The sequence below is a fragment of the Variovorax ureilyticus genome (assembly GCF_050632185.1).
GTDB classification, from domain to species: Bacteria; Pseudomonadota; Gammaproteobacteria; order Burkholderiales; family Burkholderiaceae_C; genus Variovorax; species Variovorax ureilyticus_A.
On the sequence record NZ_CP192579.1, the window covers coordinates 1,655,268 to 1,676,939 of the forward strand.

The 21,672-nt window shown below is 65.8% G+C and carries 14 protein-coding genes, 4 tRNA genes and 2 pseudogenes; 14 read left to right on the forward strand and 6 right to left on the reverse strand.

The features are described 5' to 3' along the window. The first annotated feature begins 18 nt into the window (after nt 1–18). Together ACQ858_RS08050 and ACQ858_RS08055 are read left to right on the forward strand one after the other, a co-directional pair. On the forward strand, nt 19–1,398 hold the full coding sequence (locus ACQ858_RS08050) for an acetate kinase (protein WP_431276199.1): 1,380 nt from the start codon (nt 19–21) through the stop codon (nt 1,396–1,398). A gap of 16 nt (nt 1,399–1,414) precedes the next feature. Further along, entirely contained in the window at nt 1,415–2,914 is a 1,500-nt protein-coding gene (locus ACQ858_RS08055) for a sigma-54 interaction domain-containing protein (protein WP_431276200.1), read from the forward strand. A 3-nt stretch (nt 2,915–2,917) separates the two neighbouring features. On the opposite strand, the gene hpnE is transcribed toward ACQ858_RS08055, so the two are convergent. From hpnE to hpnC, 3 genes and pseudogenes are all read right to left on the reverse strand, one after another. Beyond that, nucleotides 2,918–4,201, reverse strand: a complete 1,284-nt coding sequence (gene hpnE / locus ACQ858_RS08060; RefSeq protein WP_431276201.1) for a hydroxysqualene dehydroxylase HpnE — start codon at nt 4,199–4,201, stop codon at nt 2,918–2,920. Between the two features lies 1 nt (nt 4,202). Continuing rightward, nucleotides 4,203–5,042 (reverse strand): presqualene diphosphate synthase HpnD, encoded by an 840-nt coding sequence (gene hpnD / locus ACQ858_RS08065; RefSeq protein WP_431276202.1) that lies wholly within the window; start codon nt 5,040–5,042, stop codon nt 4,203–4,205. Nucleotides 5,043–5,255: 213 nt separating this feature from the next. Then, nucleotides 5,256–6,151, reverse strand: a pseudogene (gene hpnC / locus ACQ858_RS08070) (squalene synthase HpnC). 123 nt (nt 6,152–6,274) lie between these two features. Between hpnC and ACQ858_RS08075 the strand changes: the two are divergent. From ACQ858_RS08075 to ACQ858_RS08130, 12 genes and pseudogenes are all read left to right on the forward strand, one after another. Next, entirely contained in the window at nt 6,275–8,119 is a 1,845-nt protein-coding gene (locus ACQ858_RS08075; RefSeq protein ID WP_431276817.1) for a potassium transporter Kup, read from the forward strand. Nucleotides 8,120–8,227: 108 nt separating this feature from the next. Then, nucleotides 8,228–9,391, forward strand: a complete 1,164-nt coding sequence (locus tag ACQ858_RS08080; RefSeq protein WP_431276203.1) for an efflux RND transporter periplasmic adaptor subunit — start codon at nt 8,228–8,230, stop codon at nt 9,389–9,391. A gap of 10 nt (nt 9,392–9,401) precedes the next feature. Continuing rightward, the gene (locus ACQ858_RS08085) at nt 9,402–12,575 is read left to right on the forward strand and encodes an efflux RND transporter permease subunit (RefSeq protein ID WP_431276204.1); all 3,174 of its coding nucleotides are present in this window, start codon (nt 9,402–9,404) and stop codon (nt 12,573–12,575) included. A 125-nt stretch (nt 12,576–12,700) separates the two neighbouring features. Continuing rightward, nucleotides 12,701–12,787: transfer RNA gene (locus ACQ858_RS08090), tRNA-Leu, on the forward strand. 28 nt (nt 12,788–12,815) lie between these two features. Next, nucleotides 12,816–14,129, forward strand: a complete 1,314-nt coding sequence (gene tig, locus ACQ858_RS08095; RefSeq protein ID WP_431276205.1) for a trigger factor — start codon at nt 12,816–12,818, stop codon at nt 14,127–14,129. Nucleotides 14,130–14,218: 89 nt separating this feature from the next. Then, a complete protein-coding gene (gene clpP, locus ACQ858_RS08100; protein WP_431276206.1) occupies nt 14,219–14,827 on the forward strand; it encodes an ATP-dependent Clp endopeptidase proteolytic subunit ClpP in 609 nt (202 codons plus the stop codon). Between the two features lie 97 nt (nt 14,828–14,924). Further along, on the forward strand, nt 14,925–16,196 hold the full coding sequence (gene clpX / locus ACQ858_RS08105) for an ATP-dependent Clp protease ATP-binding subunit ClpX (RefSeq protein ID WP_431276818.1): 1,272 nt from the start codon (nt 14,925–14,927) through the stop codon (nt 16,194–16,196). Nucleotides 16,197–16,315: 119 nt separating this feature from the next. Then, nucleotides 16,316–18,756: pseudogene (gene lon / locus ACQ858_RS08110) on the forward strand (endopeptidase La). A 74-nt stretch (nt 18,757–18,830) separates the two neighbouring features. Continuing rightward, nucleotides 18,831–18,906 (forward strand) — tRNA-Gly (locus tag ACQ858_RS08115). Between the two features lie 71 nt (nt 18,907–18,977). Beyond that, nucleotides 18,978–19,051 (forward strand) — tRNA-Cys (locus ACQ858_RS08120). Between the two features lie 87 nt (nt 19,052–19,138). Further along, nucleotides 19,139–19,231: transfer RNA gene (locus ACQ858_RS08125), tRNA-Leu, on the forward strand. Nucleotides 19,232–19,425: 194 nt separating this feature from the next. After that, on the forward strand, nt 19,426–20,421 hold the full coding sequence (locus tag ACQ858_RS08130; protein WP_431276207.1) for a tyrosine-type recombinase/integrase: 996 nt from the start codon (nt 19,426–19,428) through the stop codon (nt 20,419–20,421). Here the strand turns inward: ACQ858_RS08130 and ACQ858_RS08135 are convergent. The 3 genes from ACQ858_RS08135 to ACQ858_RS08145 are packed head-to-tail and all read right to left on the reverse strand — an operon-like array spanning nt 20,418 to nt 21,666. Further along, a complete protein-coding gene (locus tag ACQ858_RS08135; protein WP_431276208.1) occupies nt 20,418–20,651 on the reverse strand; it encodes a helix-turn-helix transcriptional regulator in 234 nt (77 codons plus the stop codon). The genes ACQ858_RS08130 and ACQ858_RS08135 overlap by 4 nt on opposite strands. Next, entirely contained in the window at nt 20,648–21,247 is a 600-nt protein-coding gene (locus ACQ858_RS08140) for a J domain-containing protein (protein WP_431276209.1), read from the reverse strand. Before ACQ858_RS08140 ends, ACQ858_RS08135 begins: the two co-directional genes overlap by 4 nt. Next, nucleotides 21,244–21,666: a hypothetical protein gene (locus tag ACQ858_RS08145; protein ID WP_431276210.1), complete on the reverse strand. Its 423-nt coding sequence runs from the start codon at nt 21,664–21,666 to the stop codon at nt 21,244–21,246. The genes ACQ858_RS08140 and ACQ858_RS08145 overlap by 4 nt, the downstream gene beginning before the upstream one ends. Nucleotides 21,667–21,672 lie beyond the last annotated feature (6 nt).

The following is a 21,672-nucleotide window of genomic DNA, read 5'->3' on the forward strand; positions in this document are numbered from 1 at the left end:
AGGAAGAGAGGGACATCGATGGAGACTTACCGCTCTTACGGGGCGCTCTTGTTGGTTGCCTGTTCCTCGATGGCATCGTCCGATGCCATGGCTCAGGCGCAGGGTTCCAAGAGTTCCACCGGTTCCACAAGCTCTTCCGCGGCCGCGCGAAACGCGAGCAAGCGTGTCGAGGCGCTCCAGAAGCAGGTGACCGAGCAGGGCCAACAGATCGAGGCGTTGCGCCGCCAGGCGGCGGAGCAGGAGACCCGTTACCAGGAACTCCAGGACCGCATCACCTCGCAGGAGGCAAAGGCCGCCGCTCCGCAAAGACCTGTCCCGATGCCCGCGCCGGGCTCGAAGATCGCCGAGGAAAAGCCCGCGCCAGCCGGCGCAGCGGCCGAGGCCTCCGACACCTCGACGCGCGCGGTGCGCGTGGGTGTCGCGCCGAGCGAGGAGGTGCAGGCGCCGCCGGTGGCGCAGCTCTTCGACGAGCCGAGCATCCTGACGCCGAAGGGCTCGTTCGTGCTGGAGCCCTCGTTGCAATACGGCTACTCGTCGAACAACCGCGTCGCGCTGGTCGGCTACACCGTGATTCCGGCGCTCCTGATCGGTCTCATCGACGTGCGCGAATTCAAGCGCAACACCTTCATCGGCGCGTTGACCGGCCGCTGGGGCGCGACGAACCGCATGGAACTGGAGCTGAAGCTGCCTTATGTGGCGCGCTCGGACTCGACCATCAGCCGCGAGATCTTCACCGGCTCCGCGACCGACAACGTCTTCAATACGCACGGCAACGGCATGGGCGACGTCGAAGCCGCCATCCGCTACCAGATTGCCGACGGCCGCGACAACAACAAGCCTTATGTGGTCGGCGGGCTTCGCTTCAAGGCGCGCAACGGCAAGGACCCGTTCGAAGTGCCGGTCGATTGCGTGACGCGCTGCATCGGCAACACCACGGGAACCGGCCTGCCGCTGGAACTGCCGACCGGCTCGGGCTTCTATTCGCTGCAGCCGAGCGTGACCTTCCTGCTGCCGTCCGATCCTGCCGTGTTCTTCGGCGGCCTGAGCTACACCTACAACTTCCAGCGCAACAACGTCAGCCGCACGGTGCTGAACGGGGGCAGCGAGTTCCTCGGCGATGTGAAGGCCGGCGACGTATGGGGTCTGAATTTCGGCATGGGCCTTGCGATCAACGAGCGCTCGTCGTTCAGCCTGGGCGTGGAGATGTACACCGTCGCACCCACCCAGCAGAACGGCCAGACGGTGATCGGCTCGGTGCGTACCCAGCTCGCTTCGTTGCTGCTGGGCTACTCGTACCGCTACAGCAACAAGTCCGTGTTCAACGTGAGCGTGGGCGCCGGCCTGACGCGCGACACTCCCGACCTCCAGCTGACAGTCAGGTTCCCGATGTCCTTCTGAGAGGGGGCGTATCGGCATGCAGCCGGGAAGCATTCTTTGCGTGACGCTGGGCGGAAGCGCCACCCAGGTGCTCGGCCCCCTGATTGCGAGGGGCTGGGACGTGACGCAGGCGAGCGACCTCGTTGCCGCGGGCCGCATCCAGGCACATCGGCATTTCAAGGTCGGCGTGCTCATCGTCGGCACCTCGCTGAACGTGCCGGAAGCCGCCGTCGAAGCCTGCGTCAATGCGTCGCCCGGTTCCGAATGGGTGAGCCTCTGCGAGACCGAGGCGCTGGAGCACCCCGGCTTCCGCGAGTTGGTGCTCGGCTGCTTCTTCGATCATCGGGTGATGCCGGTCGACCTCGCCGAATTCGAGATGACGCTGCAGCACGCGGACCAGCGCGCGCTGCTGCGATTGCGCCACGACGCGGCGCATCGTCACGCGGTCGACGCGCTCGGCATGGTGGGGCAGGGGCCTGCGATCACGCGGCTGCGTCAGCAGATCCGCAAGGTCGCCGCCACCGATGCGCCGGTGCTGATCGGTGGCGAAAGCGGCAGCGGCAAGGAGCTTGCCGCGCGGGCGATCCACCAATGCTCGCAGCGCTCGGCGGGACCGTTCGTCGCGGTGAACTGCGGAGCGATCTCGCCGAACCTGATCCAGTCCGAGCTCTTCGGGCATGAGCGCGGCGCGTTCACCGGCGCATCGTCGGAACGGCGCGGACTCATCGAGGCGGCCAACGGCGGCACCATCTTTCTCGACGAGATCGGCGACCTGCCGGTGGAACTGCAGACCAACCTGCTGCGCTTCCTGCAGGAAAAGACCATCAGCCGCGTGGGCGCTGTGCGCAACCTGCACGTCGATGTGCGTGTCGTCGCGGCGTCGCATGTGGATCTGGCCGAAGCGGTGGCCGTGGGGCAGTTCCGCGACGATCTTTTCTACCGCCTCAACGTGCTCTCGATCGAGGTCGCGCCCTTGCGGCGACGCATGGAGGACGTGCCGATCCTCGCCGAGTATTTCTTCCAGCGCTGCGCCGCGAAGAGCAGGGCGCGTGTCAAGGGCTTCAGCCGCCAGGCCGTCGCGGCGATGCTCGCGCATGCGTGGCCCGGCAATGTGCGCGAACTCTTCAACCGCGTGCAACGCGCGGTGGTGATGACGGACCGGCGACTGATCGGGCCCAACGATCTCGGCCTCGCGCCCGCGGACAACCCGGTCGGCATGGGGCTCGATGCCGCGCGGACCGTCGCCGAGCGCGACGCCATCGTGCTGACCCTGACCCGCGTCGGCCGCAACATCACGCATGCCGCACGCGAGCTCGGCGTGTCGCGCATGACGCTCTACCGCCTGATGGACAAGCACAGCATCGCGCTGGATTCCGAAATCCGGCCGCATGTGACCCAGCCCTGGCCGACGCCGCAGCCGACGTTGCGGACCGTGCCCGCCGCGCCTGTGGGCAATCCGCTGGAGACGGTGCTCGGCACGCCGGCGGGCTTCCACGCCGACTGGGACGGTGCGGGCAAGCCCTCAGGGCGGGCCTGAACGTCAGAGCGATGCGGCGGCCGCGATTGCGCTGCGCACGGCGCCTTCGATCGTTCCGGGGTACGCGCCTTCGATGTAGTCGCCACATGCCAGGAGTTGTGGCGCGACCTGCATCGGCGGACGGACCAGACCCGGCGTGCAGGCGAAGGTGGCTCGCCGCTCCATCACGGTGAGCACAGGCTGAAGCCGATCCAGCCCGAGCTGTTCGCGTGCCTGCGCGATCGCCTGGTGTTGCAGCAACTCGCGGTCGTCGCTGCTCGCGCTGATGACGAAAGCGAGCAGGCCGTGAGGGCCGCCGAGTTGTCCGCGATCGAATGCGAACTGCGCGGGCGCCCAGGGCGTGCAGCGCAGTGCGAGAAAGGGCGCCGGAAGCTGCGCGTCGCCATGCAGGTAGACGGTGGTGATGGCTTCGTGCGCCAGCGCATCCGCGGTGGCGGACCAGGCGGCCGCGATGCCGGCAGAAAGCCGCGCGGCCTCCCAGGGCGAACACGCCAGCACCACGCGATCGAAAGCTTCGCCGTCGACCTGCCAGCCGTGGCCGGCCGGCTTGATCGAGCGCACGCGGCGGCCGAGTTCCGTGCGGGCGCCGCGCCCCTGCAGCCAGCGGTCCGCCGCCTCGGGAAACAGCGCGCCGAGGTCGACACGCGGCAGCAGAAGCTGCGATCCACCCGCCGTGCGGAACAGCGCCTCGTCGAGCACGCGAAGAAAGACCTTGCCGCTGGCCTGCGCGGCCGGCGTGTTGAGCGCCGAGACGCACAGCGGCTCGGTGAGCTCCGCACGCACGCGCGGCGTGAGCGGAGCGCAAAGATCGGCCACCGTTTCATGGTCCGCGCAGACGAAGCCCTGTCGCTGCCAGCGGGTGGAGGTCTTCAGCAGCGACAGCTTGTCCTGCCAGGACCAGCCGCGTGCGCCGAGCACCCCGGCCAGCACGTCCAGCGGCGCGATGCGGCGTGTTGCATGGTCGATCCATGCCGGAAGCCGCGGCAGCGACAGGCCGGTGCCGTCCGGAAAGCGCAGGTTCAGCGGAACGCGCTGCAAGGCCTCGTTCGGGTCGACGCCGACGCGCGCCATCAGGTCCAGCGAGGCGGTGTAGGCGCCGATGAGGATGTGCTGGCCGTTGTCAAGTAGGACTCCGCTGCCGTCGGGCAAGGTGGCGGCGACGGCGCGCGCACGACCTCCCCAGCTGCGCGCGGCTTCGTACACGCTGACCGCATGGCCGGCGCGTACCGCTTCGACCGCGCACGCCATGCCGGCCCACCCGCCGCCGATGATCGCGACGCGCCCCAAGCTACAGCTTCCCGAGCGCCTGGACACGCCACGCCAGCCACAGCTTGCGCACCGGCGTCAGGCTTACGCGCTGGTTCAGGACCTGGAAGTTGTCGCGCTCGATTTCGCAGAGCAGCGTGCGATAGATGCTGGCCATCATCAACCCGGGCTTCTGGGCGCGGCGGTCGGCGGCCGGCAGCAGCGCCAGCGCTTCGTCGTACGCGGCCTGCGCGCGCGCCGCCTGGAACTTCATCAGCGCAACGAAGCGGTCGGAATGCACGCGGTTCAGGATCTCGTGCGCCTTGACGTCGAACTGCTGCAGCTCGTTGACCGGCAGGTAGATGCGGCCGCGCAATGCGTCCTCGCCGACGTCGCGAATGATGTTGGTCAACTGCAGCGCGAGGCCGAGCTTGTGCGCGTAGGCCGTGGTCTGCGGATCGGTCTGCCCGAAGATGCGCGCCGCGCCTTCGCCCACCACGCCGGCAACAAGGTGGCAGTAGCGGCGCAGTGCCTGGAAGTCGAGATAGCGCGTCTGCTCCAGGTCCATCTGGCAGCCCTGGATGATGTCCTGCAGCTGCCGCTCCTCGATGCCGTACTCCTTCGCGTGCGGCATCAGCGCCTGCATGACCGGGTGATGCGGCTGGCCGGCGAAGCCCTGCGAAACCTCGTTGCGCCACCACGCGAGCTTGGTGGCGGCGACACCGGGGTCGGTGACTTCGTCGACCACGTCGTCGATCTCGCGGCAGAACGCATAGAAGGCAGTGATCGCGGCGCGGCGCAGCTTCGGCAGAAACAGGAACGCGTAATAGAAACTGCTGCCCGATGCAGCGGCTTTGTCCTGGACGTACTGATCGGGCGTCACTCTCCAGCGACTCCGACGACGTATGGAACTGCACGGTCCATACCAGGGCACCCGCGGAACCGGCTTTGCCGGGCCGCTGGGTGCGCCCCTTGAGGGGCTGAGGGCCGCGGCTCCAAGCCCGGCTGCGCAGGCTTGGACGTGCCCGAAGAGCAGCCACCTCTGGCGGCCGCCTGGAGGCGGCTACGCGAAGTGAGCAAGCAACGGGGGTGAGATTCATCCTTGCGATTGTCTCCGCATACGCAGCGCCCGCCACGCGAGCAGCGGTGCATCGGCCTTGCCGATCGTCGGCCGGGATGCGAAGGTGTCGCAGCCCAGCGCCTCGATCTTGTCGAGGATGCGGCTGCCGCCCTGGACCACGAAGCGCAGCTCCCACCCGGCGCGGCCCGGCAGCGCGTGGACGAGCGGTGCGCCCTCGCTCATCAGGCGGCGGGCCCAGGCGACGAGCTCGGCGACCAGCGCGATGGCCTGCGCCGGTGTCGATGCCGGTCCGAGCGGCCGGAAGGATTCGAAGCTCGATGCGCTCAGTCCATGCGCCGCGCAATCCTCGCGGGGCAGGTAGTAGCGGCCCCGCGGCAGGTCGACGCTCAGGTCCTGCCAGAAGTTGATGAGCTGCAACGCGCTGCAGATCGCGTCGCTCTGCCGCAGTGCGCGCGCGTCGTCCACGCCGTACAGATGCAGCAGCAGGCGGCCGACCGGGTTGGCCGAGCGGCGGCAGTAGTCGAGCAGCTCGGCGCGGTCGGCGTAGCCGGCGCGGTCGCGGGTCTTCTCGATGTCCTGCATGAAGGCGCAGAGAAGGTCGGCGAGCAGTTGTTCGGGCAGCGCGAAGCCCCGCATGGCGTGCGCGAGCGGGCCGAAGACCTCGGGCCAGCGTGGCGAAACCGGCATGCCGCGTGCCGCCGCGGCCAGATCGGCGCGAAAGGCCCGCAGCGCGTCGAGGCGCTGCGCGGGACCGGCATCGCCTTCATCGGCGATGTCGTCGGCCGTGCGTGCGAAGGCGTAGATGGCGGCGATCGGCGGCCGCAGCCGCGGGGGCACAGCCAGGAGGCAACGGGGAAGTTTTCGTAATGGGTCGGCGGCGCGGCGACGACCGGCGGGGAGCGGGTTGGCACGCGGCGGATTGTGCTGCACGCCGGGTACGATCCGGCACCGAGGGTTCAAACATCATGAAAACAACGCTGCCGCCACTGGACTCCGGGGATTCCGCTTCCCATCCCCGCGCAGGGCCGGCCCTGATGCTGGCGGCGCTGGGCGTGGTGTTCGGCGATATCGGGACTTCGCCGCTCTACGCATTCAAGGAGACACTGAATCCCGATCACGGCATTCCGTTCACGCCCGAAGCGGTGCTTGGCCTGCTGTCGCTGGTGTTCTGGGGCCTGATCGTCGTGGTGACGCTGAAGTACGTGGTGTTCGTGCTGCGCGCCGACCACGACGGCGAGGGCGGCATCCTCGCGCTCCAGGCGCTGGCGCGCAACGCGGTGACCGGCACGCCGACTCCGCTGTGGGTTCTGCAGCTGATCGCGGGCCTTGGCCTGGTGGGTGCGGCGATGTTCTACGGCGACAGCCTGATCACGCCGGCCATCTCGGTCCTCTCTGCGGTCGAGGGCCTCGAGGTCGAGGCACCGGCCCTGCAGCCCTTCGTCATCCCGGCAGCGATCGTGATCCTCGTCGGGCTGTTCGCAGTCCAGCGCCGGGGAACGGGACTGGTGGGCAGGGTGTTCGGGCCGGTGATGCTGCTGTGGTTCATCGTGATCGCGGTCGGTGGCCTGCAGCAGGTGCTCCTGCAGCCGCAGGTTCTCGCCGCGCTCGATCCCCGGCATGCGGTGGGCTTCCTGTTCACGCACCGGGCGCATTCGCTGGCCGTGCTGGGCGCGGTGTTCCTGGCCTTCACCGGCGGCGAGGCGCTCTATGCGGACATGGGGCATTTCGGCGCGCGCCCGATCCGGCTCGCATGGCTCTTCATCGCCTTGCCGGCCCTGGTGCTGAACTATTTCGGCCAGGGGGCGCTGGTGCTCGGCAATCCGGCCGCGATCGACAACCCGTTCTTCCGGCTCTTTCCGGCCTGGGCGGTGCTGCCGATGGTGGTGCTCGCTGCCATGGCCACGGTCATCGCCTCGCAGGCGGTGATCTCCGGCGCTTTCTCGATCACGGCGCAGGCCATGCGCATGGGCTATCTGCCCCGCATGCGCATCGTGCAGACCTCGGGTGAGGCCATCGGCCAGATCTACGTGCCGGGCGTCAACTGGCTGCTGATGGTGGGCGTGGTGCTGCTGGTACTCGGGTTCCGCAGCTCGAGCGCGCTGTCGGCGGCTTATGGGATCGCCGTGTCGATCACGATGGTGACCACGACGCTGCTGGCCGGGATCATCGCTTACAAGCTCTGGCGCTGGAACCGCGTGGCGGTGGTGCTGGGCGCACTGCTCTTCGCCTCGGTCGACATGACCTTCGTCGTGGCCAACAGCCTCAAGGTCCTGGAGGGCGGGTGGCTCACCTTGGCCGCGGCGGCGATCGTGATGGCGATCTTCACGACATGGGCGGCGGGCCGGCGGCTCGGCCTCCAGGCGGCGGAGGCGGAACGTTTGCCGCTGGTGCCGTTCATCCAGTCGCTTGCAGCCGACATGCCGCACCGCGTCAAGGGGACAGCCGTATTCCTCAACCCCGATGCCGAAACCGTGCCGCATGCGCTGCTGCTCAACCTCAAGCACAACCAGGTGCTGCATTCGCAGGTCATCGTGCTCAGGGTGCTGTCGTGCGACACGCCGCGCGTGGACGCCCGATTGCGCATCGAGGCCGAGCCGCTCGGCTACGGCATCTGGGTCGTGACCGCGCGGCACGGGTTCATGGAGCGGCCCAACGTGCCCGAGTTCATCCGCATCCTGGCCTACCAGAAGGGGCTGGCCTGCGACTCGATGACCACGTCCTATTTCGTCTCGCGCGCATCCGTGGGGGACGACCGCCTGCCGCAGATGAACCCCTTGCGCCGGGCGCTGTTCGGCTGGTTGCAGCGCAACGCCGGCCGTGCCTCGGACTACTTCGTGCTGCCCGACAACCGGCTCGTGGAGATGGGGCAGCGCACCTGAAACTTCCTTCGGAGCGTCGGCTGTTTTCGTTGACAGCGCTAGGCGTTTACCCTAGATTACTAACCGGCTGGTCATTAGTGACCCCGATCGTTTCTTCAAGGGTGATACATGACCGCCTCATCACATCTCCGGGTTTCGCTCTGCATCGGCGCAATGGCCGCAGTGCTCGTGCTTGCGGGCTGCTCGCGTTCTCCGGCGGCGGAAGAGCCGGTCCGCGCCGTCAAGGTGATCGCGGTCGGCGTGAGCGGCTATGACACCGAGCCGGAGTTTTCGGGCGAAGTGCGCGCACGGATCGAATCGCGGCTCGGCTTCCGCGTCGCCGGCAAGATCACCAAGCGGCAGGCCGAGCTCGGTCAGCATGTCCAGGCTGGGCAGGTGCTGGCCCAGCTTGATCCGCAGGACTACCGGCTCGCGGCGGAAGCGGCCAGAGCGCAGCATGCCGCCGCGCTGACCAATCGGGATCTCGCGGCCGCGGACCTCAAGCGCTATCGCGAGCTGCGCGAGCAGAACTTCATCAGCGGCGCCGACCTGGAGCGCCGCGAGACGACCTACAAGGCCGCCCAGGCCCAGCTCGAACAGGCACAGGCCCAACTGGCGACGCAGGGCAACCAGGCCAACTACACCACGCTCGTGGCCGACGTGCCGGGCATCATCACCGCGATCGAAGCCGAGCCGGGGCAGGTGGTCGCGGCCGGTGCGCCGGTGGTGCGTGTGGCACAGGATGGCGCGCGCGACGTGGTCTTCGCGGTGCCCGAAGACAAGGCGGACCGGATCAAGCCCGCCTCGCCGGTCACGGTGCGCGGCTGGGCCAACGGCAGTGAGTTCGAAGGCCAGGTGCGCGAAGTGGCTGCGAGTGCAGACGCCGTCACGCGCACCTACACCGTCAAGGTGACCGTCGATCCCCAGGCCGCGCCGGCGCTCGGTGCCACGGTCTACGCCCGCCCCAAGGCGTTGTCGAGCAGCGGAGCGCCGGTGCTGAAGGTGCCGACCAGCGCTCTGCGTCAGGAGGGCAAGGGCAGCGCCGTCTGGGTGCTCGACAAGTCCACGATGACGGTGCGCTCCCGCCCGGTCGAGGTGACGACCGCAGACGGCAACGAAGCCGTGATCGCCAGCGGGCTGGAGCCCGGGATGCTGGTCGTCGCCGCGGGGGTGCACGTGCTGCAACCAGGCCAGAAGGTGACGATCTATCAGGACCGCTCGGCCGCGCCGGCGGCCACGGAATCGACAGCCACTGCGATCCGCTCGCCCATCGCGCCGGTCGCGGCGCGCTGAGGACGGCGCCATGAGCTCACCCAACGCCGACGCCGGCAAGACCGGCTTCAACCTCTCGAAATGGGCGCTCGATCACGTGGCGCTCACCCGCTACCTGATGCTCGTGCTGATGCTGCTGGGATTCGCGTCCTACTTCCAGCTCGGCCAGGACGAGGACCCGCCGTTCACCTTCCGCGCCATGGTGGTCCGGACCTACTGGCCGGGTGCGACCGCGCAACAAGTCGCGGAGCAGGTCACCGACAAGCTCGAACGCACGCTGCAGGAAGCGCCGTACGCCGACAAGATCCGCAGCTACTCCAAGCCCGGCGAGTCGCAGATCATCTTCCAGATCAAGGACTCGTCGCCGCCGGGCGACGTGGCGAACGCCTGGTACACGGTGCGCAAGAAGATCGGCGACATGCGCTACACAATGCCGTCCGGCGTGCAGGGGCCGTTCTTCAACGACGATTTCGGCGACGTCTACGGCGTGATCTACGCGCTGGAAAGCGAGGGGTTCAGTTACGCCGAACTCAAGACCTTCGCCGACGACGTGCGCCAGCGGCTGTTGCGTGTGAAGGACGTCGCCAAGGTCGAGCAGTTCGGCGTGCAGGACGAGAAGGTCTTCATCGAGGTCTCGCAGAAGCGACTCGCTCAGCTCGGCCTCGATTTCAGCAACGTGCTCGCGCAGCTCGGCTCGCAGAATGCGATCGAGAGCGCCGGAACGATCCAGGCCCCGCAGGACGTCGTTCAGGTGCGCGTGGCCGGCCAGTTCACGAATGTCGAGCAGCTGCGTGCCATGCCGATCCGTGGCAGCTCGGGCAACCAGATGCGGCTTGGCGACATCGCGCAGATCCATCGCGCCTACGTCGATCCGCCGGCCGTCAAGGTACGGCACGAGGGCAAGGAAGTGATCGCGCTCGGCGTGTCGATGGCCAAGGGCGGCGACATCATCGCGCTCGGCAAGGCGCTGCAGAGCGCGACGGAGCAGATCGACAAGCAACTGCCGCTCGGCGTGAAGCTCGTGCAGGTGCAGGACCAGCCGGTTGCGGTCTCGCGCTCGGTCAATGAGTTCCTGCACGTGCTGATCGAGGCGGTGGCGATCGTGCTCGCGGTGAGCTTCATCTCGCTCGGTCTGCACAAGGGCGGGCGCTTCGGCTGGTATATCGACGTCCGGCCGGGGCTGGTGGTGGCGATCACGATCCCGCTCGTGCTCGGGGTGACCTTCCTCGCCATGAACTACTTCGGCATCGGGCTGCACAAGATATCGCTGGGCTCGCTGATCATTGCGCTCGGCTTGCTGGTCGATGACGCGATCATCGCGGTCGAGATGATGGTGCGGAAGATGGAGGAGGGCTACGACAAGGTGCGTGCCGCCACCTTCGCGTACGACGTCACGGCCAAGCCGATGCTGACCGGCACACTGATCACGGCGGCGGGTTTTCTGCCGATCGGCATCGCGAAGTCGGTGACCGGCGAATACACCTTCGCCATCTTCGCGGTGACGGTGATCGCGCTGGTGCTGAGCTGGCTCGTGTCGGTGTATTTCGTGCCGTACCTCGGGACGATCATCCTCAAGGTCAAGCCGCACGACCCCGATGCGCCGCCGCATGAGCTCTTCGACACGCCCTTCTACAACACCTTCCGGCGCATGGTGGACTGGTGCGTGGCGCACCGCTGGACCACGATCGGCGCGACCTTGCTGATGTTCGCGCTCGGCATCGTCGGCATGGGCAAGGTGCAGCAGCAGTTTTTCCCCGATTCGAGCCGGCCGGAGATCCTGGTCGACCTGTGGTTCCCGGAGGGCACGTCCTTTGCCGCCAACGAGGAAGTCGCCAGGCGCGTCGAGAAGCGGCTGCACCAGGAAGAGGGCGTCGCGACGGTCACGACCTGGATCGGCTCGGGCGTGCCGCGTTTCTACCTGCCGCTGGACCAGGTGTTTCCGCAGACCAATGTCTCGCAACTGATCGTGCTTGCCGAGGATCTGCACTATCGCGAGACCCTGCGCCTGAAGCTTCCCGCCTTGCTGGCGCAGGAGTTCCCGGAGGTGCGGGGCCGCGTGAAGCTGCTGCCCAACGGGCCGCCGGTGCCGTATCCGGTGCAGTTCCGCGTGATCGGGACCGATCCGGCGGAGTTGCGCGCGCGCGCCGACGAAGTCAAGGCCGTGATGCGCGAGAACCCGAACATGCGCGGCGTCAACGACAACTGGAACGAGTCGGTCAAGGTGATCCGCCTCGAGGTCGACCAGGACAAGGCGCGCGCCCTGGGCGTGACGAGCCAGGCGATCGCGCAGGCATCGCGGACCATGTTCAGCGGCACCACGGTCGGGCAGTACCGCGAGAACGACCGCCTCATCGACATCGTGCTGCGCCAGTCGCCCGATGAGCGCGAGGCAATTTCCAATGTCGGCAATGCCTATCTCACGACCGCTTCGGGCCGCTCGATCCCGCTGACGCAGATCGCCGGGCCGGTGTTCACCTGGGAGCCCGGCGTGATGTGGCGCGAGAACCGCGACTATGCGATCACGGTGCAGGGCGACATCGTCGAAGGGCTGCAGGGCGCGACGGTGACGGATCAGCTGCGTCCGAAGCTGCGCGAACTCGAAGCGAGATGGCACGCGGCCGGGCAGGGCGCCTACCGCATCGAGGTGGCCGGCGCGGTGGAAGAAAGCAGCAAGGGCTCGGCGTCGATCGTGGCCGGCGTGCCGGTCATGCTGTTCCTCGTGTTCACGCTGCTGATGCTGCAGTTGCACAGCTTCAGCCGCTCGTTGCTGGTGTTCATCACCGGGCCGCTGGGCATCGTCGGCGTGGCCGGCGCGTTGCTGGTGCTGAACCGGCCTTTCGGTTTCGTCGCGCTGCTCGGCGTGATCGCTCTGATGGGCATGATCCAGCGCAACGCGGTGATCCTGATCGACCAGATCGAAGCCGACCGCGCGGCCGGCGTGCCCGCGTGGGACGCGATCGTCGAATCGGCGGTGCGCCGCCTGAGGCCGATCGTGCTGACGGCCGCGGCGGCCGTGCTGGCGATGATCCCGCTGTCGCGCAGCGTCTTCTGGGGGCCGATGGCGGTGGCGATCATGGGTGGGCTCATCGTCGCGACCGTGCTGACGCTGCTTGCGCTGCCGGCGATGTACGCGGCATGGTTCCGCGTCAGGCGCGATGAGAGAAACCCTGCGGCCCTGGCGGAAGAGGCCTTGGTTCGCGCTTAAAATACGCGGTTGACCGATTTCAGGCAGACGACTTTCAGAGTCGTCCGCTAGCGAATGACGAAGGCGGCCTGGCCTATGGGCTATGGGCCGCCTTCGGGTATTCATCACCTGAAAACACTGGAACCGCGCGGGTGGCGAAATTGGTAGACGCACCAGGTTTAGGTCCTGACGCCAGCAATGGCGTGCCGGTTCGAGTCCGGCCCCGCGCACCAGCACAAGACCCTCACAAGGAAGACTCAAATGACCGTGAACGTTGAAACCCTCGAGAAGCTCGAGCGCAAGATCACGCTGACCCTGCCCGTCGGCGCCATCCAGTCCGAGGTCGATTCGCGCCTCAAGAAGCTGGCACGCACCGTCAAGATGGACGGCTTCCGTCCCGGCAAGGTGCCGATGAACGTCGTGGCCCAGCGCTACGGTTATTCGGTTCACTACGAAGTCATGAACGACAAGGTCGGCGAGGCCTTCTCGCAGGCGGCCAACGAAGCCAAGCTGCGCGTCGCCGGGCAGCCGCGCATCACCGAAAAGGAAGAATCGCCCGAGGGTCAGCTCGCCTTCGACGCGATCTTCGAAGTCTTCCCGGACGTCAAGATCAATGACCTGTCCGCCGCCGAAGTCGAGAAGCTCAGCGCCGACGTCGGCGACGATGCCATCGACAAGACGCTCGACATCCTGCGCAAGCAGCGCCGCACCTTCGCGCAGCGCGCGCAGGACGCCGCCGTGCAGGACGGCGACCGCGTCAGCGTCGACTTCGAGGGCAAGATCGACGGCGAGCCCTTCCAGGGCGGCAAGGCCGACGACTTCCAGTTCATCGTCGGCGAAGGCCAGATGCTCAAGGAATTCGAGGATGCCGTTCGCGGCCTGAAGGCGGGCGACAGCCGCACCTTCCCGCTGTCGTTCCCGGCCGACTATCACGGCAAGGACGTGGCCGGCAAGCAAGCCGACTTCATGGTCACCGTGAAGAAGATCGAGGCCTCGCACCTGCCTGAAGTCAACGAGCAGTTCGCCAAGTCGCTCGGCATCGCCGACGCAACGGTCGAAGGCCTGCGCGCCGACATCAAGAAGAACCTCGAGCGCGAAGTCAAGTTCCGCCTCCTGGCGCGCAACAAGAACGCCGTGATGGACGCACTCGTGGCCAACGCCGAACTGGATCTGCCCAACTCGAGCGTCCAGGCCGAAGTCGACCGCATGATCGAAGGCGCCCGCGCCGAGCTCAAGCAGCGCGGCATCAAGGACGCCGACAAGGCCCCGATCCCCGACGACGTGTTCCGCCCGCAGGCCGAGCGCCGCGTGCGCCTGGGCCTCGTCGTGGCCGAGCTGGTCCGTGCCAACAACCTCCAGGCCAAGCCCGAGCAGATCAAGGCGCACGTCGATGAGCTCGCCGCCAGCTACGAGAAGCCGGCCGACGTCGTGCGTTGGTACTTCAGCGACAACCGCCGCCTGGCGGAAGTCGAAGCCGTGGTCATCGAGAACAACGTGACCGATTTCGTGCTGGGCAAGGTGAAGGTCAACGAGAAGTCGGTATCCTTCGACGAGCTGATGGCCCAACAGGGCTGATCGCAGTCGGTCGAATCCATGGGGCTTGTGCTTTGTGGCACGAGCCCCATTTCGTCTGGGTACAGTCAAAATCCCTCTGGAGAGCAAAAATGAGCGCACAGGAAATTCAAAGCCTCGGCATGATTCCGATGGTCATCGAGCAGTCGGGTCGCGGCGAGCGGTCCTACGACATCTATTCGCGCCTGCTCAAGGAGCGGGTGATCTTCCTGGTCGGCGAGGTCAATGACCAGACGGCCAATCTGGTGGTGGCGCAGCTTCTGTTCCTGGAGAGCGAGAACCCCGACAAGGACATCTCCTTCTACATCAACTCCCCCGGCGGCAGCGTGAGCGCGGGCATGGCGATCTACGACACCATGCAGTTCATCAAGCCTGACGTATCGACCCTGTGCATCGGCTTCGCGGCCAGCATGGGGGCCTTCCTGCTCGCGGCCGGCGCGAAGGGCAAGCGCTTCTCGCTGCCGAACTCGAAGATCATGATCCACCAGGTGCTCGGCGGCGCACGCGGACAGGCCACGGACATCGAGATCCATGCGCGCGACATCCTGAAGACCCGCGAGCAGATGAACCGCATCCTCGCGGAACGCACCGGTCAGCCGGTCGAGAAGATCGCCCGTGACACCGAGCGCGACTACTTCCTGACGGCCGACGAGTCGAAGGAATACGGGCTGATCGACCAGGTGATCTCCAAGCGCAGCTGATTCCCCGCGCGAGGCGCCCGAAGCGACGACGGCGTTTTCCCACACGGGGAACGCCGTTTTTGTTTCGCTATCATTGTTAAAACCCCTGTTACGAGGCATTTGTCCATGGCCGAAAAAAGGCTCCTCCAGCGAAAAAACGCTTTACTGCTCGTTCTGCGGGAAGAGTCAGCACGAGGTCAAGAAGCTGATCGCCGGGCCTTCGGTCTTCATCTGTGACGAGTGCATCGATCTCTGCAACGAGATCATTCGTGACGAGCTGCCCACGGGCGAGGAATCGCGCGAGTCCCGCAGCGACCTTCCGACCCCGTCGGAAATCAAGGCGAACCTCGACAACTACGTGATCGGCCAGGAGCCTGCCAAGCGCATGCTGTCGGTCGCCGTCTACAACCATTACAAGCGCCTGCGCCACAAGGACAAGGCCAAGGGCGACGACGTCGAACTGAGCAAGAGCAACATCCTGCTGATCGGCCCGACCGGCTCGGGCAAGACGCTGCTGGCGCAAACGCTGGCGCGCATGCTCGACGTGCCTTTCGTGATGGCCGATGCGACCACGCTGACCGAAGCCGGCTATGTGGGCGAGGACGTCGAGAACATCATCCAGAAGCTGCTCCAGAGCTGCAACTATGAAGTCGAGCGCGCGCAGCGTGGCATCGTCTACATCGACGAGATCGACAAGATCTCGCGCAAGTCCGACAACCCGTCGATCACCCGCGACGTGTCCGGCGAAGGCGTGCAGCAGGCGCTGCTGAAGCTGATCGAGGGCACCATGGCCAGCGTGCCGCCGCAGGGCGGGCGCAAGCACCCGAACCAGGACTTCCTGCAGATCGACACGACCAACATCCTGTTCATCTGCGGCGGTGCGTTCGCCGGCCTCGAAAAAGTCATCGAGAACCGGACCGAGGCGTCCGGCATCGGCTTCGGCGCGTCGGTCAAAAGCAAGAAGCAGCGCAGCCTCACGGAGGTTTTCCGCGAGGTCGAGCCTGAGGATCTGATCAAGTTCGGCCTCATCCCCGAGCTCGTGGGCCGGATGCCGGTGGTGGCTTCGCTGGCGGAGCTCACCGAGGATGCCCTGGTCCAGATCCTGACCGAGCCGAAGAACGCGGTCGTCAAGCAGTTCACCAAGCTGCTGCAGATGGAAGGTGTGGACCTCGAGATCCGCCCGGCCGCGCTCAAGGCGATCGCGCGCAAGGCACTCGCGCGCAAAACGGGCGCACGGGGCCTGCGTTCGATCCTCGAGCAGTCGCTGATCGACACGATGTTCGAACTGCCGAATGCAACCAATGTCGACAAGGTGGTGGTCGACGAATCGACCATTGACGAGAACAAGCCTCCGTTGCTCGTCTACCGCGAAACCGCGAAGAAGGCGTGATGAGCGCGCAGCCGGCCGCTTTGAAACAGGTGTCCGGCGTCTTTCGCCGAAATCCGCCAACGCGGGCTTGAAAAGCGCGTGTGGCCGACCATCTTTTCATGATCAAGTAAAGGATTCCCATGTCCGGTCATACCCCCTGCCTGCAACTGAACTCGACCTGCCGCTGCTTCCGCTGCGCGACGTGGTCGTGTTTCCCCACATGGTCATTCCGCTGTTCGTCGGCCGTCCCAAGAGCATCAAGGCGCTCGAACTGGCGATGGAAGCAGAGCGCCGCATCATGCTGGTGGCGCAGAAAGCCGCCGCCAAGGACGAGCCTTCGGTCGAAGACATGTTCGAGGTGGGCTGCATCTCCACCATCCTCCAGATGCTGAAGCTGCCCGACGGAACCGTGAAGGTGCTGGTCGAAGGCCAGCAACGTGCGCGTGTCAACCGGATCGACGACAGCGAAACGCATTTCTCGGCGAGCGTGACGCCGGTCGAGGCTGCCGATACCTCCACGCAGAAGGCGACCGAAGTCGAGGCGCTGCGCCGCGCGGTGATGCAGCAGTTCGACCAGTACGTCAAGCTGAACAAGAAGATTCCGCCCGAGATCCTCACCTCGATCTCGAGCATCGACGACCCGGGCCGGCTTGCCGACACCATTGCCGCCCATCTGCCGCTGAAGCTCGACAACAAGCAGGCGGTGCTGGACCTGGATGACATCAAGGAGCGTCTCGAGAACCTGTTCGGGCAACTGGAGCGCGAGGTCGACATCCTCAATGTCGACAAGAAGATCCGCGGCCGCGTCAAGCGTCAGATGGAGAAGAACCAGCGCGACTTCTACCTGAACGAGCAGGTCAAGGCGATCCAGAAGGAGCTGGGCGAAGGCGAAGAGGGCGCGGACATCGAGGAGATCGAGAAGAAGATCAAGCTCGCCAAGATGCCCAAGGACGCGCTCAAGAAAGCCGAGAGCGAACTCAAGAAGCTCAAGCTGATGTCGCCGATGTCGGCCGAGGCGACCGTGGTGCGCAACTACATCGATGTGCTGCTCGGCCTGCCGTGGAGCAAGAAGACCAAGATCAAGCACGACCTCGCGCATGCCGAGGCGGTGCTCAACGAGGACCACTACGGGCTCGAGAAGGTCAAGGACCGCATCCTCGAATACCTCGCGGTGCAGCAGCGCGTGGACAAGGTCAAGGCGCCCATCCTGTGCCTCGTGGGCCCGCCGGGGGTGGGCAAGACCTCGCTCGGGCAGTCGATCGCGAAGGCGACCGGCCGCAAGTACACGCGCATGGCGCTGGGCGGCATGCGTGACGAGGCCGAGATCCGCGGCCACCGTCGCACCTACATCGGCGCGCTGCCGGGCAAGGTGCTGCAGAGCCTGGGCAAGGTCGGCACGCGCAATCCGCTGTTCCTGCTCGACGAGATCGACAAGCTCGGCACCGACTTCCGCGGCGATCCTTCGAGCGCGCTGCTCGAAGTGCTCGATCCGGAGCAGAACCACACCTTCGGCGATCACTACGTCGAGGTCGACTTCGATCTCTCCGACGTGATGTTCGTGGCGACCTCGAACTCGATGAACATTCCGCCGGCGCTGCTCGACCGGATGGAAGTCATTCGCCTCGCGGGTTACACCGAAGACGAGAAGACGCACATCGCGCTGAAGTACCTGCTGCCCAAGCAGATGAAGAACAACGGCGTGAAGGAGGACGAACTCCTCATCACCGAAGAGGCGGTGCGCGACATCGTGCGTTACTACACCCGCGAAGCGGGCGTGCGTTCGCTCGAGCGTGAGTTGTCGAAGATCTGCCGCAAGGTGGTCAAGGGCCTGCTGCTCAAGAAGATGGAGCCGAAGGTCGTCGTCAAGGGCGAGAACCTCAACGACTTCCTGGGCGTGCGCAAGTACACCTTCGGTCTGGCCGAGAAGCAGAACCAGGTCGGGCAGGTGGTGGGTCTGGCGTGGACCGAGGTCGGGGGCGATCTGCTCACGATCGAAGCCGTGACGATGCCCGGCAAGGGCGTGATCAGCCGCACGGGTTCGCTCGGTGACGTGATGAAGGAATCGGTCGAGGCGGCCCGCACCGTGGTGCGCAGCCGTGCGCGCCGGCTCGGCATCAAGGATGAGGTCTTCGAGAAGCGCGACATCCATATCCACGTGCCCGACGGCGCCACGCCGAAGGACGGCCCGAGCGCCGGTGCCGCGATGACCACCGCATTCGTTTCTGCGTTGACCGGTATTCCGGTTCGTGCCGACGTCGCAATGACAGGCGAGATCACGCTGCGCGGCGAAGTCACGGCCATCGGCGGCTTGAAGGAAAAACTGCTCGCTGCATTGCGCGGCGGCATCAAGACCGTGTTGATCCCCGAAGAGAACGCGAAGGACCTGCAGGACATTCCCGAGAACGTCAAGAACGGCCTCGAGATCGTGCCGGTGAAGTGGATCGACAAGGTCCTGGAGATCGCGCTCGAGAAGACGCCGACGCCGCTTTCCGACGAAGAGGTTGCCGCATCCGCTGCAGCGATGGCCGAGCAGGCCAAGCAGCGCGCGTCCCAGTCTTCGGAAGGTTCGGTAAAGCACTAAGAAGGGTGCCTTCGATTGTGGAGCGCCGAAAAATTGCTATATAATTCGAGGCTCTGCAGCAATCGGTGCAGTACGCGGGAATAGCTCAGTTGGTAGAGCGCAACCTTGCCAAGGTTGAGGTCGCGAGTTCGAGTCTCGTTTCCCGCTCCAGTTCTAAAAAGGAAGCCGGTGCTTCCTTTTTTCGCAGGTTCTGCGAGCTTGAAAATCTCGGCAACGAGAGCGGCGCGATAGCAAAGCGGTTATGCAACGGATTGCAAATCCGTCTAGTCCGGTTCGACTCCGGATCGCGCCTCCATCGATTCCTAGTGCCCAAAATGCAGTCCCGCCAATACAGATTGACGGGACTGTTTTTGTTTGGGGTATCGTCAACATCCGACCGGAAGCCCGGATGGTGAAATTGGTAGACACATCGGACTTAAAATCCGCCGCTTCCTGCATAAGGGGCGTACCGGTTCGACCCCGGTTCCGGGCACCACGTTACTTTCGTACTTTTGATATGCGCTGCGTCTACCCAGCGCAAACCCGCGCAGATTGGGGCATCCGAGGCCCTATGATTCGGCGAGTTTGAGGCACCAAGACTCAAGGTGCCTCAAGTCCTCCCCCCGAATTTTCCCCGGACGATCCCCCGAAATTGGCAACCCCTAAGAAGACGGCACAGGGCACCGGCGCGTGCAGCTCGAAATTGCGGGCGTGCGCGACAGCGGCACCTTCGACACGAAGCGCGAGGCCGATGAGTGGAACCTGCGGCGCACTCTCGAATTGAAGGCGCAGGGTAAAGCCGGCCCCGGTTCGAACAAGACGCTGCTCGACACGCTGCGCCGGTATGCAGAAGAGGTCACGCCGAGCAAGCGCGGAAAGGTCAAGGAAGCGATCCGCCTGAAGGCCTTCGAAGACCCTGAAGCGCATAAGCATCTGCCGCTCAAGACGCTCATTCACAAGGTCACCAGCGACCAGATCGGCCTGTGGCGTAACCATCGCCTCACCCTCAACGCACGCGGCGGCGTGCTGCGCGATCTTGGCCTGCTGTCGTCGGTTTTCTCGATCGCGAAGACGGAATGGAAGTGGATTACTGCGAACCCGGTTGAGGATGTCACCAAGCCGGCGAACCCGGACCATCGTGAGCGCCTCATCCACGGCACTGAGATCCGCGGCGTGCTGCGTCGGCTGGGCTACAAGCGGGGTGAGGTGCGCTCAGTCTCCCAGGCCGTCGCACAAGCCTTCCTGCTGGCGCTGATGACGGGAATGCGAGCGGGCGAGATCTGCGGGCTGGAGTGGTCGCGCGTGCGCACCGATCACGTCATCCTGCTGACGCTCTCAGAAGCCGAGGCGACTACGGACGGCAAGGGCACCACGAAGACCGGACGAAGCCGCCAGGTGCCACTAAGCAAGGCCGCGCGGCGCATCATCAAGCGGATGAAGGGGTGGGACCCGGAGCTCGTGTTCGGCATCCAGTCGCAGACGCTGGACACACTGTTTCGGCGTGCGCGCGATCGGGCGAAGCTCTCGGGGTTCACGTTTCACGACTCGCGGCACACGGCGTGCACGCATCTGGCGCGGAAGATCGACGTGCTCGATCTGTGCAAGATGATGGGGTGGGTCAAGACCACTCAGGCCCTGACCTACTACAACCCCAAGGTTTCCGACATCGCAAAGCGGCTTGGTTAGCTGCCAACGTCGCGCGATTCCCACTCGATCACTTCGGAGAGGAGCCACTTGCCATCGCTGCATGGCTTTGGCACCTGGCCGCTGCGAACGCGCGCGGTGAAAGTGTTGCTGCTCACGCCGAGGCGTTCCAGCATCTGGGCTCGCGTGAGGCGAGCACCGGTCATCTTCGCCATCTGCACGACGGCGGCCGTCATCTTGTCGAGCCGTTGAAGAATTGCTGCTTCGCTCATTTATCTCTCATCCCTTCATCCCGAGCCCGGGTGAGCTCGGCCATTCGATCGTGTGAGCCGCCGCGGTCCGGGTGGGCGTCCATCGCGGCGCGCCGGTAGGCTTGGGTGATCTCGTCCTTGGTGGCGTGCCGGGCGACGCCGAGCACTTCCCACCAGGCGCGCACCGCGCCGGGCGCCGGCAGCGCCTCGAAGCCGGTGAACGCCGCTTCGAGCATGTCGCCGGTGCCCCAGCGCGCAATGCTGCGCAGCGCCTCGATGGTCTTCGAGATCGCGCGCATGTTGTCCTCGATCTTCGTCCAGCGATCGCAGGCGAAGGACATCTGCCGCTTCTTGTAGGTGAAGTAGACGGCGACGCCCGGGTCATCGGGCTGGCGCTGGCCCGCGAGCGGCAGGCCGTCGCGGGCCAGCGCGGTGTTGGTGCTGATCACCACGTAGGCGTCGCCATAGTGGCGAGTGCCGGTGAGCAGCTCGACCTCGCGCACGATGTCGTCGCGGGCCCGTGCGAACGTCACGTCGAAGGGCGCAGGTTCGCGGCGCCAGCGCTCCGTGCGCGCGCGGCCGGTGGGCCACTGCAGCGGATAGGCCTCTGCGGTCATCGCGCATCCCCTTCGCCGGTTTCGAGGGGCGTGTCGTCGGGTTCGGGCTCCCCATTCCTTGCCATGCGGTCCAGACCCGAAGAGATGCCGTGGGCTGCTGCATAGATTGCGCGCGCTTCATCGACGGTTGCCTCGAAGTCTCCGCGTGAGGCGTCATAGATGACGCGCTGAAATTCAGCCACTTGCTCGTCCGTCAGCGGTTTGCGCTCCGCTGGTGCTGCTCTCTCAGCCTGCGGGGCGAGCGCTGCACGAGCCTGCCATGCTTCCCACGCTTGGCGCACTGAGCCGAAGACGTAGCGGCCATCCGGATAGCGGGACACAACCTCCTCGGGCTTCCGGATGGTCATGAACGCCTTGGCGGACTTCGCCCATGCCTCGAACGCTTCACGCTCCTGCGGGGTGTTCTTGTTGGTGATCATGGGTGG

Excerpts from the sequence above, each read along its gene's own strand:
- ACQ858_RS08140 (WP_431276209.1), bottom strand. The coding sequence starts at position 21,247 with ATGACCGCAGAGGCCTATCCGCTGCAGTGGCCCACCGGCCGCGCGCGC.
- ACQ858_RS08085 (WP_431276204.1), top strand. The coding sequence starts at position 9,402 with ATGAGCTCACCCAACGCCGACGCCGGCAAGACCGGCTTCAACCTCTCG.
- ACQ858_RS08075 (WP_431276817.1), top strand. The coding sequence starts at position 6,275 with ATGCTGGCGGCGCTGGGCGTGGTGTTCGGCGATATCGGGACTTCGCCG.
- tig (WP_431276205.1), top strand. The coding sequence starts at position 12,816 with ATGACCGTGAACGTTGAAACCCTCGAGAAGCTCGAGCGCAAGATCACG.
- ACQ858_RS08145 (WP_431276210.1), bottom strand. The coding sequence starts at position 21,666 with ATGATCACCAACAAGAACACCCCGCAGGAGCGTGAAGCGTTCGAGGCA.
- ACQ858_RS08055 (WP_431276200.1), top strand. The coding sequence starts at position 1,415 with ATGCAGCCGGGAAGCATTCTTTGCGTGACGCTGGGCGGAAGCGCCACC.
- clpP (WP_431276206.1), top strand. The coding sequence starts at position 14,219 with ATGAGCGCACAGGAAATTCAAAGCCTCGGCATGATTCCGATGGTCATC.
- ACQ858_RS08135 (WP_431276208.1), bottom strand. The coding sequence starts at position 20,651 with ATGAGCGAAGCAGCAATTCTTCAACGGCTCGACAAGATGACGGCCGCC.
- ACQ858_RS08050 (WP_431276199.1), top strand. The coding sequence starts at position 19 with ATGGAGACTTACCGCTCTTACGGGGCGCTCTTGTTGGTTGCCTGTTCC.
- ACQ858_RS08080 (WP_431276203.1), top strand. The coding sequence starts at position 8,228 with ATGACCGCCTCATCACATCTCCGGGTTTCGCTCTGCATCGGCGCAATG.